Here is an 18,075-nt window from a genome sequence, read left to right as displayed (position 1 = left end):
ATGACAAAATTATTTTCTGCTGTATTTCTGTTGCTGTATTTGTCCCTTTCGCTAAATGCGCAAACAGCTCCTGCCCTTCCGGCATTGCATCCAAATCGCATTCCGGCAATTGACATCAGCCATATCAAATTACAATTACAGTTTGACTTTACTAATCAAAAAGCATTTGGCACGGCAACGATTAAATTACATCCCTTCACCAAAACCGATAAAATTTTCCTTGATGCCGCAAACCTATCCATAAATAACATCACCCTACAAAACGGGAAAGCCTTAACTTATGTATATGATGGATCAGATGCAAATAATGCACTACAAATAAATTTAGATAAGTTTTATTCGCCTTCAGATGAAATTAGTATTACAATAAATTACAGCACCAATTATATTAATTTGTCAGACCCAATTAACCTTGGTGGCAGCAATGGAAAAGGATTACGTTTTTTTAAACCAACTACAACAGAACCTCGCAAACGTTATCAGGTTTGGTCAATGGCTGAATATCATTCAAACCGATATTGGTTTCCGGGATATGATGATCCTGAAGATTTACGGACTACCGAAATTTTTCTAACCGTTGATACGTCAATGGTGGGTATTGCAAATGGACGTTTACAAAAAACGATAAATAATCACGATGGCACAAATACTTATCAATGGATAATGGATACATCTTATCCGAATTATCAAACAGCTATTGTAATTGGAAAGTATCACGACATCGGGACTAAAATTAATTCAGTTGAAGTGCATAATTATGCTTATCCCGATGAAATTGCAGCAACTAAAGCAAGCATTGCCCGATTACCGGATATGTTTGATTTTTATGCTGAATATACCGCACATCCTTTTCCATTCAAAAATTACAATCAGGTTTTTGTGCAGGATTTAGTTTGGGGAATGGCATCTGCCGGCACCAGCATCCAAACCGAAAATATGGTTGATGATTATGGCACACATGCCGATTTTTTTTACCTCTGGGACGGTCTGGAAGCCGAAGCACTTGCACAACAATGGTTTGGAACTTTATTGTCGCCTGCCTCATGGAATGACATCTGGCTAAGCCGCGGTTTCGCACATTATTTTGACGCACTGTTTAATGAGTATATAAATGGAACTGATGAAATGTTATTATGGAATCATTTATACAACCAAAATGTGTATTTAGGCGATTGGTATAGTAATTATAAACATCCAATAGTAACAGCAAATTACGATGATGAACATCAGTTTGTAACCGATAATTATGCCTATACCAGAGGTGCACTCGTTTTGCACATGTTGCGCAAACAAATTGGAGAAAATAACTGGCAAAAAGGTATTCAATATTATGTAAAAACGTATGCCGGTAAACAGGTAACTACTGAAAATTTGCGCATTGCTTTTTTAACTGCAACACAAATTGATTTAACATGGTTTTTTGATCAATGGATTTACGGCATCGGCCATCCTGTATTTGAAATATCCCAACACTACAACAACGAAACTAAACGATTAACATTGAATTTAACACAGACACAACAACCTGATACAACTTCTGCTTACCCACAGGTAAATTATTTTCAGGGAAAAATGGAAATCGAAATTAATGATAGCATTTATACAATAAATCTTCTTCCCCAAAAAATAAACAGCTTTATTTTTATGCTGACCAATGAACCTCAACTAGTAAACATTGATTATCAAAGTACATGGATTAAAGAATTCACACACCAAAAATCTACTGCCGAATTAATTTATCAATTTAAATATGATAAAGATGTATTAGGCCGTCAATGGGCTTTGACAGAATTATCCAATATCTTACAGGCAACAGACACACCGGAATCAACCAAACAGGAAATTTTTACAGCATTTCACTATGTAATAACAGATACCTCATACTGGCGATTGAGATATAATGTATTAACACAATTAAAATTCATGTTGCCAACTCCTTATAACGAAGAAACAATTTCATTGTTGACCAAGGTAATAAAAAATGATACATCATGGATTCGTGCTGCTGCAATCAGCATGTTAGGTAATACAAAAGATTCTATTTATTGCCCTTTGTATGAAAAATATTTATCCGATGTTAGCGACAGGGTTATTAATGCTGCTGCAAACGCAATGGGTAAAACAAAAAGTGCAGATGCATTTGATATATTGGTTCAATTAAAAGACAAACCTTCGTGGAAAAACCAAAGTTTAATCAGCACCTTAAATGGTTTACGCGAATTAGGTGACAGCAGAGGTATCCCCATTGCACTGGCGGCTTTAAGCGATTCGGCTGCCGGTGCACGGTGGACCCTCGCTACACCGGTTTGGGATTATCGTTTGGCTGCTGCTTATACATTAGTTGCTTTAAATGCTGCAGATCAAGCCTATCCTATTGTGCTTGCAAAATTCCTGAAATCGTTAGAAGAAAATGATGTGAACGATATTTTTAGTAATGTATTATTAATTAATACACTTGCAGTTCCACAAGGAAAAGAAATATATGTTTTGTTAAAAGAAAAATATAAACAGGATGAAAATATGCTAAGTGTTGTTAATCAATATGAAACACAATTTTTATCCGCAATACCACAATAAATGATACCGGAAATAAAACATACCTATCAAAAACGACCCGTTCGATTTATCGAATTGTATGCCTGCGAAGGATGGACCCTCAAAATATATAGTATTTCAATAAAAAATGAAATAATTGACTACAGTTTACTTGCTTTAGCAAAAATTGAGTTACCACTCTGGCTCAAAAAAAATGCTATTTATGATTTAGATACCTATAAAGTGGCAACCCTCATTTTACATGAAGGTAAAGAAGGTTGTTTCGCCATTTTGAATTGGTGGATAGATGAAAATATGTTACAACAATATGTTTATTTAAAAAATAATGCCGGGCCAAACGAATTTCGTTACTTTAGTCACAACGGTATTTATACCTGCGTTTGGGAAATGGCCGTTTTATGGTTTGAACGTAATGCATGGGTTGAATACGTACTGAAAAACCCGCAAAATCCGGATGCCATAAAAAATTATTTGTCCGCACAATTAAATGAAGATGTATGATAAACTACAAAATCCGAAAAGCCATTCCTGCTGATATACACGATATTATTTTATTATGTGCAGCACATGCAGCATATGAGCGCGCCGATTATAATGCTGAAGGCAAAGCGGAAAAATTAGCTGCTGCCATTTTTTCAGAAAATCCGGTGTGTTATTGCTTAATTGTTGAAACCGATGAAGGAATTACCGGATATGCAACATATACTTTTGAATACTCAACATGGGATGCCGCTTATTACACCATGATGGATTGTTTATATTTAAAAGATGCAATTCGCGGAAATGGCATTGGAGAGGCCCTCATAGTAGAAATTGCAAAACATAGCCTTAAACAGGATAGTATTATGATGCAATGGCATACTCCAACATTTAATTCACGCGCAATTAAATTTTACCACCGAATCGGTGGTTTATCTAAAGATAAAGTGCGGTTTTATTTAAACAACGAACAATTAAACAAATTAACAAAATAAAATATGAAACGTTCAGAATTAACACCCATGCCTGTGTATTTCGACAGGTATATCAACAAAAATGATGATGTTGATGTAATAACTGCTATTCATAAAAGTATACATGAACTTGAAAATGCACCACTGAGCCAATGGGAGCAAATTGGCGACAAAGTATATGCGCCCGGTAAGTGGACCATTAAGGATATTTTACAACATATGATTGACACCGAACGTATTTTCAGCTACCGTGCTACTGCCTTTTCCAGAGGTGATGCCGATGTTAAATCTTATGATGAAGATATGTATGCTAAAGCCGCACAGGCACAACACCGCAGCCTTTCTTCATTAGTTGATGAATTAATTGCCCTGCGCAAATCTTTTTTACATTTATATCAATCGTTTACTCCCGAAATGCTTGCCCAATCCGGTAACGGATTTAAAGGCAAATATTCCGTGCATGCAATCGGTTTTATAATACCGGGTCATCAGCGCTGGCATTTTGATATTATTGAGGAAAAGTACGCCCCGCTCATATAACTTTTACATGTTGCAGATTTGTTAAATGACCTTCAGCGATGAAGGTCATTTTTTTTGAAAGAATACGTATTTTTATGCAAATATTTTTATGCACCCGATAAACCTTCAGGAAAAATTCAATTTATTTAGCGACCACTGGAATCCGCGTATAGTGGGCGAACTCAACGGACAACATGTTAAACTGGTTAAATTCGCCGGTCCATTTGTTTGGCATAAACACGATGCTGAAGATGAATTATTTTTAGTGGTGCAAGGCTCCTTTAATATGGAGTTCAGAGATAAAACTGTTACACTGAATGTTGGCGAATTTTTAATCGTTCCAAAAGGTGTTGAACACCGTCCGGTTGCTGAGCACGAAGTGCGAGTATTATTGTTTGAACCCGCCAACACACTGAATACGGGCGATACAAGAAATGCGTTTACGAAAGATACGCTGGAAAATATTTAAAACTACCCCGCTTGAAAAAGAAAAAAAAGCCCTCACTAAAACGAACAAAGCGTGATAAAATTATTTCGGTTTTATTGGGTTTATCGCTCGTGATGGCTTTCATATTAATAACAGTATATATTGGATATCGCGTGGCATCAGCAAAAACACCCATTTTTACCTTGCGTTTTTTTGCAATTATTGCAGGGTTGGTATATGAAAGTTTGCGCGTTACAGCAAAACCAAAAAAGGTTTGGTACATTTTAATCGGCTCCTTTTTTCTGAGCTATTTTGCCCTTTTGCCCGGGAGGCACGAAACAAACTATAGTTTTACAGAACACCTTTACTTTATGCCTTATGCCATGGTAATTATGTTTATGGTCATCATGTGCATTATGTATTTTGACGAAATAAAACTGCAATTAAACGAAGGTATCGTATTATTATTACATAGCGCTTTTGTTTATTATTGTTATGAAAATGGTATTTTAAATTTTAATTCCTTCACCCACACTTTCTCCACGGTTTTAATTAGTTTAATTTCCTTATTTATTTTACTGCATGCATTTACAAAAATTCAATTAACTGATGGTGTTCGGTTTATTTTTAGTATATGGATAAGTATTACGCTCATGATTTTAGCTATTACTAATATTTATCATGTCCTTAATATTGGTGAAATTGAACAACTTCCAGATTTCAACGATAAAGTTTTAGTTTTTCTAAATAATTTTTTACTTGGTGTATCGGCAATTTATATTGTAGAAAATTTGATAATGATTTTCCGGTTTCTACCTGAAAAGGGTTCTATTAGTACAGGTAAATATAAACTTGCCCTCAGAGAATCAAAAGAGGCCCATATCAATCGTTTTGCATTGCATCAATTATCGCCACTTTTAGCACTACTTTTGTTGTTACTTCTAGGCAGCTGGTTCACAATAAATCACATCCATCAATATCTTCCTGTGAACTTGGCCATTTGGTCTGCGGTGGTATTGGCACCTATGGTCATGTACTTTCTTGAAAAACTTTTTAGGCTCAATCGCCGCAGAATGTAACCCTTTAGTTATCAGGCTATAGACACCTTATAAGTTTGACATTTGCGAACCACATCAAATCTATGTATTTTTATTCCCTCAACACAGCATACACATGAGGAGGTCAGGGAAAAACCGTATTTTACTTATTACAATTGTCAATTTATTTGCCATTCTAACCGCATGTAATAAAATTACAAGCGAAAAATTAGTAGACAATCCTGAAATTGACCCAAACATTAAAAATCCGGTCGAAAAAAATATTACGGACAACAAATCCAATACCGAAAACCTCCCTTATTTAAGTTACGAAAACAGCATCTTTTTAGATACTTATCAAAACGGCGAAGAAGTTGCATCCGCAAAAGGTGATACCAAAGCAAATTTTAAATCATTTTATTATTGGAAAAACGACAGCCTGTTTATTTATGGCGCATTTAGTACCATTGGATTTTCAATTGTAATAAAAAATAATGATGTTAAAGTTTATAATCTTATTACATCTTCAACCCCAAAATCACTCGCCTATACAACAAGCGACAGTCTGGTTTCACGTTTACAAGTTCCCTGCACGGCAATTAAATTAATATTATCCGAAATTCCCGATCAAAATGCCAAACCATTGTTATATGGCGTTGTTGAATTTAATAGCAATGAATATGTTCAATTAGACGGCGCTAACAACAAAAAAAATACCATGCGCAACAACATGAAAGTGTATTTTAAATGTAATTATTTGGCGCTGCCTTCGCTGTAATTATCGTCACCTAAATTGCTTCAAGTCATTCATAATTCTACGCTGTTTATACTTGCCTAAAACCTTCCAATACCACATAAACGGCAAAAATTATAAAAAAAGTCATTTTTGTGACATGGTTTTAACGTCCTGAAAATCAAACAGTTAAAAAAACATTTGCAAAAATTTGTGCATAATTAACTTATTGTTAATTTCATATTACCAAGCACACACGAATGAACAAATACCTATTGGTAGCCATGATTTGTTATGGCTACGCATGCACTACATTACACGCTCAAACGCCACCGGCTGCAGCCTGGGTCAACCAAATTGGCGGTTCACGCGACGATGAATCACATCATGTCGTAATCGATGGAAACGGAAATGCGATAATTATTGGTCAGTTTGAAGGCACTGTCGACTTCGACCCTTCTGCCGGAACAGCTAATCTCACAGCAGTGGGTAATAAAGACATTTTTGTAGCAAAATATACCAGCGCAGGCGCCTATTCATGGGCTTTTAAAATTGGCTCGGTTAATTACGATGCCGGTGAAGGAATTACGGTTGACGGGGGCGGAAATGTTTATGTTACCGGACGTTTTCAAGGCACTGCCGATTTTAATCCTTCCGGTGTTACCAATAATTTGACTGCTGCAGGACTCTATGATGTGTTTGTTGCAAAATATACTTCCTCAGGAACTTATACCTGGGCATTTAAAATTGGAGGCTCAGCAACCGACCAGGGAAACTTCATAACTTATGATGCCACAGGTTATATTTATGTGACAGGCAAAATGAGCAATTTAAATGTTGATTTCGACCCTTCCACAAATATTAATTATGTTTCTTCAACAGGAAATACTGATATTTTTCTAGCAAAATATAGTGCCACACTCACACCAACCAGCACCTCATTTTATCAATGGGCTTTTAAAATTGGTGCCGCAAACGAAGATGGTGGTTTTGGCGTAACAACCGATGGTTCAGGTAATGCATTTATTACAGGTAGCTTTCAAAATACAGCCGATTTTAATCCTTCTGCAACAATAAATAATTTAACTGCTGTTGGCGATAAAGATATTTTTTTAGCAAAATACAGCAGTGCAGGTGCTTACCAGTGGGCAGTGCGTTTTGGCAGCGTAAACCCTGATGAAGGAAACAGTGTAATTTATAGTTCATCAGCAAGTGCAGTATATGTAACCGGTTATTTTGCAGGCACGGTCGATTTCGATCCTTCTGCATTAACAAATAATATTATTGCCACTGCTAACGACGATGCCTTTGTCGGAAAATATACTGCTGCCGCCGGCGCTTTATCTTGGATTTTTAAAATAGGTTCTTCAGGCGACGATAGTGGAGAAGGAATTAATACCGATGCAAGCGGCAATGTTTATGTAACCGGAAAAATAAATGGCAGCACCGATTTCGACCCTTCTGCTTCAACATATACTGTAACTTCAGGTGGCAGCGATGATATATTTGTTGGTGCCTATACCAGCGCTAAAGCATTAACTTATGCATTTGCCGTTGGCGTTAATAACGATCAGGTGGGTTATGGAATTACTGTCGATAATGTTGGCGATTTATATGTTACCGGTATGTTCGATGGTGGTGCAATGGATTTCGATCCCTCAGGAACCGCAATCAGCAAAACATCACTTGCAGGAAGCGATGACGCATTTTTAGCGAAATACGGAATTGCCGTTTTATTACCACTTCAGGTAATTACATTTAATGCAGAAACCTGTTCAGATAATTTAAATGTTTGTGTCAATTGGAGCACTTCAAATGAAGAAAATACCCATGTTTTCACCGTTCAAAAATCAACTGATGGCAATAAATTTTATGATTTACAATCCGTTAACGCGGCCGGAAATTCTATCGGGCTTTTAAATTATACCATCACCGATAATCAGCCTGCTTTAGGAACAAATTATTATCGCTTAAAACAAATAAATTTGGATGGCTCCGAAAAATATTCCGAAATTAAAACGGTAAACTTTGATGCGAAAAATAATAATGTATCAATCGCACCAAATCCAACAGTAAATAATGTTCAATTACAATTTTTCGCCATCCAAAATGCAAATACAAACATCACAATCCGCGATCATAATAATAAAATCTGGCAGACAATTAATCATGTCGCAAATGATGGGTTAAATCAAGTGCAATTAAACGTAAACACACTGCCGGCGGGCGTTTACATGGTTACTTTACAAATGGATAATCAGCGTTTTACACAAAAACTGATTAAACTTTAATACCGTTTTTAAATATAAAACATCCTGCAACATATTTTGTGTGTATCTTGCATAATCTATCAATTGTGCAAAATACCAACAACCATGAAACTCGATTATTTAAGTGATATTTCAAACGGCGGACAATTTCAGGGAGTTATTTCTGATGAAATAGTGCGTTTATTCGATTTTAATTTCGAAGAAGCCATATTATTTCGCGATGCCATTCAAACAACAATAATCGAAAAAAACGAGTCGCTGAATTGTGGTAAACTTACCTTTATCGAACTCATTAATTGTAATTTAATTTTCACCATAACCGAAACCGATGAAGGTATTGTAACAGACAACAATATCCATTTCACCTGTCAACTCAGTATTCCGGCTTATAAACAAATGCTCGAATTATTACAACCCTTTTGTCTGCGCGATGCCTCCGGCTACCAATACCTCTACGACCTCGACAATCCCATCGAGCTACTCTTCGCTCCGGGTGGAAGCTGGTAATAAAATTTAATTTTTCATTATTTGGAGCAGCAACATCCCCCTCCCAATAAACTCCCCTTCCGGCTCTCCGCTGCAACAACCAGATAATGCATACTTTACTCAAAACCGGCTGTTTAATTAGCACATCAACACATTAGCACATCAGCACATTAAGTTGTTTTCGCTTCGATCCGGGCTAGGTCCCCATCCGAGTCTTTAAATTACCCTTTACTTATCTGCTTTATTTATCATTAATTGCCCAAATAATTGAATGATTAATAAATAAGCAAAAGGGGGTTTTCGTATAATTGAATTTATCGCAATAAAATATTATTGGTTCATAAAATACAATTTTTTTTAACCGCAAAACGCAAGAGAAAATTCACGTGGAGGTCAATGAGAAATTATACGTTAAATAAAATTTTTAAAATAAAATTGTAATTAAATACTATAAATAAAATTTAACTCAAAATCCTCTGTGCCCTCCGTGGGCTGCCGCTCTGTGGTCTCCGTGGTTCCCTTAACGTCAATTAAAAATAACCTAAAGCTGAAAATAATTATCCTATTTAAATTAATAGAATTATTCCAAAATTAATTCTGAGAACGGGCTAATATTGCACAGCCCAACCGTAGCTACAAATGAAATTCTCACTCAAAATCGGCTGTTCCGCTAACACATTAACAAATTAGCACATTAACTCCCAAATTTTTTATTACTTTTATAACAGCAAGCAACCACATGGACACAATTCAGGACCAAATAAAAAACTTATACGAGAAACTCGAATTCCTGCAAAACAGGCAAAATAAGTTTAGTAATGAAATTGTTCGATTAACCAATGAAATTCATCAGTTAGAAAAATTAGTTAATCAGCAACAATTAAATGTTGTTCCACCGCCGCCTCCACCACCACCAAAGGCGGAAGAAATTAAAATAAATCCCATTCCTGAAATTAAATCAATTTTTACGGACCCTGAGCCGGAAGTCATTCAAAATCGTTATGATGATAATCAGCCTAGCGGTTTGGAAAAACTGATTGGTGAAAATATTATTAATAAAATTGGTATTGCCATTACCATAATTGGTGTTGGCATTGGGACAAAATATTCAATTGAACATCAGTTGATGAGTCCCGCAATGCGCATTACGCTGGGTTATATTTTAAGTTTGGTGATGTTGGTTACGGGTTACCGTTTAAAAAACCGATATCTCAATTACAGTGCTGTTTTAGTAAGTGGTGCTATTACTATTATGTATTTGCTTACTTATGCAGCACATAATTTTTATCAATTAATTCCAATGCCACTTGCATTCGGATTAATGGTGTTGTTTACCATAGGTGCGGTTTATGCTGCGATTCAATATAATAAACAAATTATAGCACATATTGCCCTGGTTGGCGCCTACGCAGTTCCGTTTTTATTGCATGAACACCAAGGCAGTTATCAGTTTTTGTTTATGTATATTGTTATTATCAATATTGGTATTTTAACATTATCCTTTAAAAAATATTGGAAACCCTTATATATTTCTGCGTTTTTTGTAACCTGGCTTATTTATGGCGCATGGTTTAGCGATAATAATTATATAGATAATAACATTAATATTCCATTTTGTTTCATTACGATCACATTTGGTTTGTTTTACACCATCTTAATTGCGTTCCGACATATCAGCCCGCAAAAACAGACCGTTGAAAACAACAGCTTTATTTTGCTGAATGGGCTACTATTTTATCTCTTTGGTGTTTTATTGTTGGAACCTAAGCTGCAAAGCAGCGAACATGCACTTTTTGCCCTAATAAATATGGGTATTCATGCGGGGGTAAGTTATTTTATTTATAAAAGATTACCGGAAAACAAACAATTGTTTTATTTCATTACCGGCATTGCATTAACCTTTTTAACACTGGCCATTCCATTACAATTTGATAATTATATCGTAGTAGTATTGTGGGCATTATTGGCAGCACTAGTGTTTTTTGTTGGTAGAAAAAAAGGTATTATTTATTACGAACAACGCGCATATTTTATCATGTTTTTGTCTGTATTGGCCATACTGCGGCAGTTTTCAGCAAATATTGGCAGTACAAACTTCACCAATGAGGGAATTTATGCTTATCCTTTTTTTAATCTCCATTTTTTATCCGGCCTAATTTTTATAGGAATTTATATCTGGTTATACCGGTATAAAACACGAACAGCAAACGAGGCTATTATCTTTAATAATAAAGAAATAAGTGCAATCGTACAATATTTTATTCCTGCTATACTTATTACCACTACTTACTTTTTATGTTATGCTGAAATTGATGAAATATTTGAAAGATTAATTGCCTCCACAGCAGGATTTGGCAAGCATGAAAAAAACGTTTATTCTGATTATTATTATAATACCGATTTGAATCTGTTTAGCAGATTAGCACTTATCAATTATACCTTTCTGTATTTTGCAGTAAGTTTTTTACTAAATAAAAAATTTATACGGCAGGTATCCTTTTATCATTTTAATCTGGCTGGCTTTGGTTTAACTACCATATTATTTATTTTGGTGGCTTTACCCAACTTACATAATTTAATCAATTACTATGTAGATCCGCATCATAATAATGAATACACCAAAGGTCCGATATATATTATCATTCGATATATTACAGATCTCTTTTTCGCAATATCAGCTTCAGCTTTTATTGGTTGTTAAACGCATCCTTTTTAAAATCACGTACCGACTTTGTTAAAATAATATTCGAAAGCCTTTTACATTTTAGCATTTTAAGCGTAAGCACCATTGAACTCATTGGCTGGTTACAATTAACCGGTCAGGCGCATACCGACAAAGTTGCATTAAGTATTTTGTGGGGTTTGTATGCATTAATGCTCATTATGTTAGGCATCTGGAAACACAAACAATACTTGCGTATCAGTGCAATTGTATTATTGGCCATCACTCTCATCAAATTAGTGTTCTACGATCTCAGGCATCTCGACACTATTGGTAAAACAATTGTTTTTGTGGTATTAGGGGTATTATTGCTCCTGGTTTCATTCCTTTACAATAAATACCGCAGTCGAATAAATCCGGACCGGAATGAAGATGTCGTTAAAAAATTTTAGTTAAATCTGAAAATAAATTTGTTTTTTTCGAAAATATAAAATAAATTTAAGTTTGTGTTTTCATGGGGATAGCAAAGGAATCGGAGTCCTTCCGTGACCTTTGCTTTTTTTATGCGTTTTTGTAAGCAAAAGTGTTCCGGTTTAAATATTAAACCGTAATTTTATTTACTCAATTTAATAATATTTACATGTCCGGTTTCAAAATTATAACCCAGCAAAAACAGGTTATTCGGTTTGCATATTACACTGAAGATGCGCCTATTACGGTGGCTGCGTTTAACAATACCCTCCCCTTTTCACGCACCTTTTACCATGCCCGCATTTCCGGCCTCGAAATATGGATTGATGATGCACCTGCTTTAGATATTATTCAGGAAAACGCATCTGTATTTACCGAAGTTGGCGAAGTAGTCATCGGCCCCGAAAAACCGGCCCGCACCAAAACCGCCAACTGCCTCGGCATCTACTACGGCGAAGGCAAGGGCCTGGACTGCTGTAATATATTCGCCAAAGTTTTCCCCGCCGATCTCATCAAACTCAAAGAACTCGGCGACCAAATCTGGCAACACGGGAAACAGGAAATTAGGTTTGAGGAATTGGACGGATAAATTAACATTTTCAATATACACAAAACCAATTTACCTACCCCAATTAAACCTCCGGATTAAAATATGCGCGCTCTATTCATAAAATTTATCAATCAATATTAATTTAAAATTCCACTATTAATTTATCTTCATAAATCAGCGGAACCGCGTAGCTGTGAAACAAAAATGTCCTTATTTGAAAAATGCATCAATCAAAATTAAAAATTAAATTCCCGCTCGCAACCAACCGCATAGCGGTGAAATATTGGTAACAAAATGTCCTTCAAAGAATCAGCAAAACTGCGTAGCTGTGAAACAAAAATGTTTTTTTTAGAAAAATGTATCAATCAAAAATAAAAATTATATACTCGCACGAAACCAACCGCGTAGCTTTACCTTCCTAATAAGGCAGGGGTGAAATAATGGTAACAAGTCGCCCCCACAAGAATCAGCAAAACTGCGTAGCTGTGAAACAAAAATGTCCTTTTTAGAAAAATGTATCAATCAAAAATAAAAATTAAATCCCAGCGATTAACCAACCGCATCGCGGTGAAATAATGGTAACAAGCCGCCCCCACAAGAATCAGCAAAACTGCGTAGCTGTGAAACAAAAATGTCCTTGTTAGAAAAATGTATAAATGTAAAGAAAAGATTAAATCCCAGCGATTAACCAACCGCATCGCTTTACCTTCCTGTTAAGGCAGGGGTGATACGCTTGTAACAAAAAAACCCTTCTAGAATCAAGGGACCCCCTTTAGGTTTACCTGCCGGACGAGGCAGGGGTGAAACAAAAATGTGCTTCTAAAAACAAGCGTTCAATTTAAACTGAAAATAAAATTCCCACTAAAAACCACCTACTTCATTTTTACAAACCCTACACAACATCATTAAAATCCTACCACAAATCAAAAACCATTAACTTTATTCTGATTTATGTATCTCACATATTTTATAATTGCACTAATTGGTTTATTAGGATTGGTATTTTATCTTTTATTTCCAAGTCGAAACAAACCTCAAAAACAACTCACAAAAAACGAACAGGATGAATTTTATTTTTCCTGTGTATGCAATTCACTAATTTTATTTGCTGCCACACCGGAATATTTAAAAACATTATCCGGTCCCGGATTTAATATCCTATTTGAACTGGAAACCGAATTTGATTATGCATTTGAAGACGCACTTTTAAATCAATGTATCACTTCAGGTAAAATTGAAATCACCCTAAAATCTGAATTACTCGCCTTCAAACAAAAAATAAAATCCATACCCACGGAATTATGGAATTTTCCTGCTTTGGAACAAAATGAATTATGGCAGGAAATCCGTCAACATGCAGATATTTTATTAACTAAAATGCATGTTGAAAGCAGAACATTAAACAACAAATTCACACGCATTATTGTGGCAAACAATTGAATCATGACCGTTCATTGGTGAAGGGCCATCCTCCATTAATTTAACGCCTGTCAACCCTGTTTTATACAAATTAGCCTACCTTTGCACAAAATTTAATAACTGTGTCAAATCAGTGAACCTGATTGTCAAAAAAGTAGTTTATTGAGGCATAGTCAAAGGATATATATAATGGACGAAATAAAATTAAACAGCATACCCGAAGCGATTGAAGACATTCGCAACGGCAAACTCATTATAGTAGTAGACGATGAAAACCGCGAAAATGAAGGTGATTTTATTACTGCTGCGCGTAATGTAACCCCCGAAATCATCAACTTTATGGCTACTCATGGCCGCGGATTAATTTGTGCTCCGCTAGTGGAAGACCGTTGTGATGAATTAGGCCTGACCTTAATGGTGGATGATAACACCGCATTACACAGTACACAATTTACAGTTTCTATTGACCTTATCGGACATGGCTGTACCACAGGAATTTCGGTGGCAGACCGCGCTTTATGTATTCAGGCATTGATTGATCCGAAAATTGAGGGCAAAGATTTTGCCCGTCCGGGTCACATTTTTCCGTTGAGAGCAAAAAAAGGTGGTGTTTTACGCCGCACCGGACATACCGAAGCAACAATTGACTTGGCGCGTATGGCAGGTTTTGAGCCTGCAGGCGTTTTGGTGGAAATAATGAATGAAGATGGCACCATGGCAAGATTGCCGGACTTACTTAAAGTAGCAGAAAAGTTCGACCTCAAAATAATTTCGATTAAAGATTTAATTGAATATCGTTTAGAAACTGAAACCCTCATTCAAAAAGAGGTTGAGGTGGATTTACCAACCAAATACGGCAATTTTAAATTACATGCCTACACACAAACCACCACCGGTGAAGTGCATATGGCATTAGTAAAAGGAACCTGGAGCGAAAACGATGAAGTTTTAGTAAGAGTGCATTCTTCATGTGCCACCGGCGATATTCTCGGATCTTTGCGTTGCGATTGTGGTGACCAGTTACATGCTGCCATGAAAATGATAGAAACAAAAGGAACCGGTGTATTATTATATATGCAGCAGGAAGGTAGAGGAATTGGGTTGCTCAATAAATTAAAGGCTTACCAGTTGCAGGAAAACGGCAGAGATACCGTAGAAGCCAATCTGGAACTCGGTTTTCCGATGGACCAGCGCGATTATGGTGTTGGTGCTCAGATACTCCGCGATTTAGGTGTGCGCAAACTTAACTTAATAAGCAATAACCCTAAAAAGCGCGTAGGCTTAAAGGGTTATGGTTTAGAAATTATGGGCAATACCCCTATCGAGATATTGCCCAATGCACACAATGAAGCTTATCTTATCACGAAGCGAGATAAAATGGGCCACGAAATCCTTAAGGGTTAAATCAAGCAACAAGCTTAGGTTCCGTGGCCCTAAACTTTACTTCGAGAAGCTCTTGAACCGTTACCAGCTCTATATCTGAAGGTATAGAATCCATTGTAGCGGGACTATCCACTATCAAAATTTTCTTTACCGGTCCGTTAGCGCCGTTGTTCAATCGCTTAGAGAGTTTATTAATTTCGTCGTAATGGCGGCGTGTGATGCCATTATCCAGGTTTACGCTTACAATCACCCGCTCAAAGCCATTATTGACTGCTTTTTGCAGGATCATGTCGTAACATTTGTTTCCCCAGTTGTACTTGTTGTACAACTTCCACCCGTCGGTGTCGCAGTAAATGCGCGTCAGCGATGACTTGATCGGTGCAAGCATATCGCCTTTGAGGGATTCGTTTCGTTGTAGTGTGTGTAACATATACCCGTTGTTGGTTTTTAGTTCGTTAAAAAAACTACCCGTTTAAAAATTAGCTGTTTGTTAATCCGATGCTAAGGTCAGGCAATCTACAACACGAGGCAAGGAAAAAAAGCTATTCATTTAACAGAACTTTTCGTACATAGCAATTCCATATCTCCCTGATTTTCAAGGACATACGTGTATAAACCCGTTAAAAATTTAACAGAAATAAATTTACCTTTCCCCTATGTAGTTTTTACAAGAGGTTTTACCTTTGAGAGGTATGGTGAAAATTCAATCAATGATTTTCGTCCCACTCAATATTTCCGCGGCTTGAAGCGGAATAGTCAGTAGTATGTTTGGTATCATAAATACCAGTGTGGTGTGAATGAGATGTAGTGTTACCAGAGTTAGAAATGATTCCGAGGGACATCAGGATTGAAATAATGATTGCCATAGTGTTGAGTTTATTGTTGGTTAAAAAAATGAATACGTGCTGAAATTGCTTAAGGGCAAACAACAATATTGGAAGGAATAAACAACACTAAAAAATGTAAATAAATACAGCTAATTGCGTGTGTGGGTAGGATTACTTACGCAAAAATAGATTGAACTATTGGATTAACAATGTCAAAACTATGAAAAAAATAACACAACTAGTTAACAGTTTAAGTGCCTCTGAGGTGAAATTAATCCGGAAGTACTACTCCATAAGTGCAAAAATTGAGCACAATTTAAAAATAAAATTATTTGAAATTGCACTTGTAAATAAGAATATTAGTGACATTGAGGCAGCAAAATTGATGGGAAAACCGAATAATGCTGCTTTTAGTATGCTCAAATCACGGTTACAGGAGGATATCATGAAAATCCTTATTGTTGAGGGGAAGGATAAAATTTTTAATACCAAATACTTTAAGACAAGGCATAAAATACATTTTATGTTATTAGAAATGGATATTTTGGAGGATAGGAATTTGCGAGAACAAGCTACTGAGACAATTTTGAAAGCAAAAGGTTAGCAACAAATTTGAGTTAGTAAATGACCTGGTTGTCATAAATGATATTATTTTAAATGGTCACACTATCAGGCAAGGACCAGGTGCCTACAAAAAAGCGCTCTCAAGGGATTTCAGGTCTAAGTAAAGCTGATGATTTATTTTGGGGTACCGACTTTTTTAAGCAGTCGTCATTTCCAACATTATTTAAGGCAAATTCAACAAATTCAAGAATAGAATCCGCGAAAATTGCCATTGATAAATTAGGTGAACTTTCTGAGCGGAGTGATTTATCCCGTTTACAATATTTTTTTCTGAGGAGTAAAATTAATTTCAATCGGGAATCTCAAGATTTACCAGAGTGGAAAAAATATGCTTTGGAATTTCTTAATTTTATTCAAACAAACCCAATTTTAAATACTAGTGACAATAATGGTGGTGCTCACATGATGATTGCAGACCATTACTTGCATACGAGAAAATACAGTAAGGCTATTAGTTATTCAGAAAAGGGCTTAGATTTTTTTATAAAGATAGCCCCAATCAAATTTTGATGTATGAATTAATTTTTTAAGTTATTTTTTAATAAAAAATATGAAAATGCAAATGAAATTGTAACTTACGTTAAAAATATTAAAGCTGTAAAGCCTGGCACTTTCCCTTATTCTAAATGGCTTTTTTTCTCAGCAACTGTAGAATTTGCGTTTAAAGATTATAAAAAAGTGTTAACAACATTAAAAAGGCAAAGTTTTTTGAAAACAGATAAAACAGGTTGGGCATTGGGTTATCGTATTTTAGAAATTATGAGTTTGGTTGAGTTAGAAAATTATGATGCATTACCTTATCGTCTGGACACCTTTAGGAAACAGTTAAGTAAGATTACAAAAGAGAATGTTAGTCGTCCAAAGTTGTTTTTGCTAATTATGAATAGGTTAATTAAGGATAATTTTGATTTCAAACTTGTCAACCAAAAACAAGCAGAATCGCTGCAATTGTTGAGAGATGGTAAGGATAAATATTTTTGGAACCCACGCAGTTATGAAGTGATTCGTTTTGACGAATGGTGGGATACGAAATTGAAAAAGGTTGTTGCGGTTTAGGGTTTTGTTTATTGATTTGATATGGATTGGTGATTGATACATTTTCTAACAATGGCATTTTTGTTTCACAGCTACGCAGTTTTGCTGATTCTAAGAAGGATG

18 protein-coding genes are annotated in these 18,075 nt (G+C 35.8%); 17 read left to right on the top strand and 1 reads right to left on the bottom strand.

Going from position 1 to position 18,075, the window contains the following annotated elements:
- The 14 genes from IPI65_07030 to IPI65_06965 all read left to right on the top strand — a co-directional run bounded on the left by IPI65_07030 (nucleotide 1) and on the right by IPI65_06965 (nucleotide 15,487).
- A complete protein-coding gene (locus tag IPI65_07030; protein ID MBK7441276.1) occupies nucleotides 1-2,577 on the top strand; it encodes a hypothetical protein in 2,577 nt (858 codons plus the stop codon).
- A complete protein-coding gene (locus IPI65_07025) occupies nucleotides 2,578-3,057 on the top strand; it encodes a hypothetical protein (GenBank protein ID MBK7441275.1) in 480 nt (159 codons plus the stop codon).
- Nucleotides 3,054-3,530, top strand: coding sequence for a GNAT family N-acetyltransferase (locus IPI65_07020; protein MBK7441274.1), 477 nt, complete (start codon nucleotides 3,054-3,056; stop codon nucleotides 3,528-3,530). Before IPI65_07025 ends, IPI65_07020 begins: the two co-directional genes overlap by 4 nt.
- A 3-nt stretch (nucleotides 3,531-3,533) precedes the next feature.
- Complete coding sequence (locus IPI65_07015) at nucleotides 3,534-4,049, top strand: DinB family protein (GenBank protein MBK7441273.1); 516 nt, start codon at nucleotides 3,534-3,536, stop codon at nucleotides 4,047-4,049.
- Nucleotides 4,050-4,137: 88 nt separating this feature from the next.
- The gene (locus tag IPI65_07010; GenBank protein ID MBK7441272.1) at nucleotides 4,138-4,497 is read left to right on the top strand and encodes a cupin domain-containing protein; all 360 of its coding nucleotides are present in this window, start codon (nucleotides 4,138-4,140) and stop codon (nucleotides 4,495-4,497) included.
- Between the two features lie 11 nt (nucleotides 4,498-4,508).
- Complete coding sequence (locus IPI65_07005) at nucleotides 4,509-5,534, top strand: hypothetical protein (protein ID MBK7441271.1); 1,026 nt, start codon at nucleotides 4,509-4,511, stop codon at nucleotides 5,532-5,534.
- A 94-nt stretch (nucleotides 5,535-5,628) separates the two neighbouring features.
- Nucleotides 5,629-6,270: a hypothetical protein gene (locus IPI65_07000; protein MBK7441270.1), complete on the top strand. Its 642-nt coding sequence runs from the start codon at nucleotides 5,629-5,631 to the stop codon at nucleotides 6,268-6,270.
- A 215-nt stretch (nucleotides 6,271-6,485) separates the two neighbouring features.
- A complete protein-coding gene (locus IPI65_06995) occupies nucleotides 6,486-8,516 on the top strand; it encodes a T9SS type A sorting domain-containing protein (protein MBK7441269.1) in 2,031 nt (676 codons plus the stop codon).
- Nucleotides 8,517-8,600: 84 nt separating this feature from the next.
- Nucleotides 8,601-9,002, top strand: a complete 402-nt coding sequence (locus IPI65_06990) for a hypothetical protein (GenBank protein ID MBK7441268.1) — start codon at nucleotides 8,601-8,603, stop codon at nucleotides 9,000-9,002.
- 718 nt (nucleotides 9,003-9,720) lie between these two features.
- Nucleotides 9,721-11,682, top strand: coding sequence for a DUF2339 domain-containing protein (locus IPI65_06985; GenBank protein MBK7441267.1), 1,962 nt, complete (start codon nucleotides 9,721-9,723; stop codon nucleotides 11,680-11,682).
- Nucleotides 11,676-12,095, top strand: coding sequence for a DUF2339 domain-containing protein (locus IPI65_06980; GenBank protein MBK7441266.1), 420 nt, complete (start codon nucleotides 11,676-11,678; stop codon nucleotides 12,093-12,095). Before IPI65_06985 ends, IPI65_06980 begins: the two co-directional genes overlap by 7 nt.
- A 188-nt stretch (nucleotides 12,096-12,283) precedes the next feature.
- A complete protein-coding gene (locus IPI65_06975) occupies nucleotides 12,284-12,703 on the top strand; it encodes a DUF3830 family protein (GenBank protein ID MBK7441265.1) in 420 nt (139 codons plus the stop codon).
- Nucleotides 12,704-13,615: 912 nt separating this feature from the next.
- Nucleotides 13,616-14,104, top strand: coding sequence for a hypothetical protein (locus IPI65_06970; protein MBK7441264.1), 489 nt, complete (start codon nucleotides 13,616-13,618; stop codon nucleotides 14,102-14,104).
- A 168-nt stretch (nucleotides 14,105-14,272) separates the two neighbouring features.
- Nucleotides 14,273-15,487, top strand: a complete 1,215-nt coding sequence (locus IPI65_06965) for a bifunctional 3,4-dihydroxy-2-butanone-4-phosphate synthase/GTP cyclohydrolase II (GenBank protein ID MBK7441263.1) — start codon at nucleotides 14,273-14,275, stop codon at nucleotides 15,485-15,487.
- 1 nt (nucleotide 15,488) lies between these two features.
- Here the strand turns inward: IPI65_06965 and IPI65_06960 are convergent, their stop codons facing one another.
- On the bottom strand, nucleotides 15,489-15,896 hold the full coding sequence (locus IPI65_06960; protein MBK7441262.1) for a hypothetical protein: 408 nt from the start codon (nucleotides 15,894-15,896) through the stop codon (nucleotides 15,489-15,491).
- A 617-nt stretch (nucleotides 15,897-16,513) separates the two neighbouring features.
- Between IPI65_06960 and IPI65_06955 the strand changes: the two genes are divergently transcribed.
- The 3 genes from IPI65_06955 (at nucleotide 16,514) to IPI65_06945 (ending at nucleotide 17,973) form a co-directional block, all read left to right on the top strand.
- Nucleotides 16,514-16,897: a hypothetical protein gene (locus tag IPI65_06955; protein MBK7441261.1), complete on the top strand. Its 384-nt coding sequence runs from the start codon at nucleotides 16,514-16,516 to the stop codon at nucleotides 16,895-16,897.
- Nucleotides 16,898-16,950: 53 nt separating this feature from the next.
- A complete protein-coding gene (locus tag IPI65_06950; protein ID MBK7441260.1) occupies nucleotides 16,951-17,427 on the top strand; it encodes a hypothetical protein in 477 nt (158 codons plus the stop codon).
- 198 nt (nucleotides 17,428-17,625) lie between these two features.
- Nucleotides 17,626-17,973 (top strand): hypothetical protein, encoded by a 348-nt coding sequence (locus IPI65_06945; GenBank protein MBK7441259.1) that lies wholly within the window; start codon nucleotides 17,626-17,628, stop codon nucleotides 17,971-17,973.
- Nucleotides 17,974-18,075 lie beyond the last annotated feature (102 nt).

The organism is Bacteroidota bacterium (assembly GCA_016706255.1).
Taxonomy (GTDB): Bacteria; Bacteroidota; Bacteroidia; order Chitinophagales; family BACL12; genus UBA7236.
Note: the sequence above shows the minus strand (reverse complement) of the source record. Positions and strands in the feature narration are given on the sequence as shown.

What these genes read in the sequence shown, in the direction of transcription:
- IPI65_06970 (MBK7441264.1), top strand. Translation starts at nt 13,616, where the DNA reads ATGTATCTCACATATTTTATAATTGCACTAATTGGTTTATTAGGATTG.
- IPI65_06990 (MBK7441268.1), top strand. Translation starts at nt 8,601, where the DNA reads ATGAAACTCGATTATTTAAGTGATATTTCAAACGGCGGACAATTTCAG.
- IPI65_06965 (MBK7441263.1), top strand. Translation starts at nt 14,273, where the DNA reads ATGGACGAAATAAAATTAAACAGCATACCCGAAGCGATTGAAGACATT.
- IPI65_07000 (MBK7441270.1), top strand. Translation starts at nt 5,629, where the DNA reads ATGAGGAGGTCAGGGAAAAACCGTATTTTACTTATTACAATTGTCAAT.
- IPI65_06985 (MBK7441267.1), top strand. Translation starts at nt 9,721, where the DNA reads ATGGACACAATTCAGGACCAAATAAAAAACTTATACGAGAAACTCGAA.
- IPI65_07015 (MBK7441273.1), top strand. Translation starts at nt 3,534, where the DNA reads ATGAAACGTTCAGAATTAACACCCATGCCTGTGTATTTCGACAGGTAT.
- IPI65_07030 (MBK7441276.1), top strand. Translation starts at nt 1, where the DNA reads ATGACAAAATTATTTTCTGCTGTATTTCTGTTGCTGTATTTGTCCCTT.
- IPI65_06960 (MBK7441262.1), bottom strand. Translation starts at nt 15,896, where the DNA reads ATGTTACACACACTACAACGAAACGAATCCCTCAAAGGCGATATGCTT.
- IPI65_06955 (MBK7441261.1), top strand. Translation starts at nt 16,514, where the DNA reads ATGAAAAAAATAACACAACTAGTTAACAGTTTAAGTGCCTCTGAGGTG.
- IPI65_07010 (MBK7441272.1), top strand. Translation starts at nt 4,138, where the DNA reads ATGCACCCGATAAACCTTCAGGAAAAATTCAATTTATTTAGCGACCAC.
- IPI65_07020 (MBK7441274.1), top strand. Translation starts at nt 3,054, where the DNA reads ATGATAAACTACAAAATCCGAAAAGCCATTCCTGCTGATATACACGAT.
- IPI65_06950 (MBK7441260.1), top strand. Translation starts at nt 16,951, where the DNA reads ATGGTCACACTATCAGGCAAGGACCAGGTGCCTACAAAAAAGCGCTCT.
- IPI65_06975 (MBK7441265.1), top strand. Translation starts at nt 12,284, where the DNA reads ATGTCCGGTTTCAAAATTATAACCCAGCAAAAACAGGTTATTCGGTTT.
- IPI65_07025 (MBK7441275.1), top strand. Translation starts at nt 2,578, where the DNA reads ATGATACCGGAAATAAAACATACCTATCAAAAACGACCCGTTCGATTT.
- IPI65_06995 (MBK7441269.1), top strand. Translation starts at nt 6,486, where the DNA reads ATGAACAAATACCTATTGGTAGCCATGATTTGTTATGGCTACGCATGC.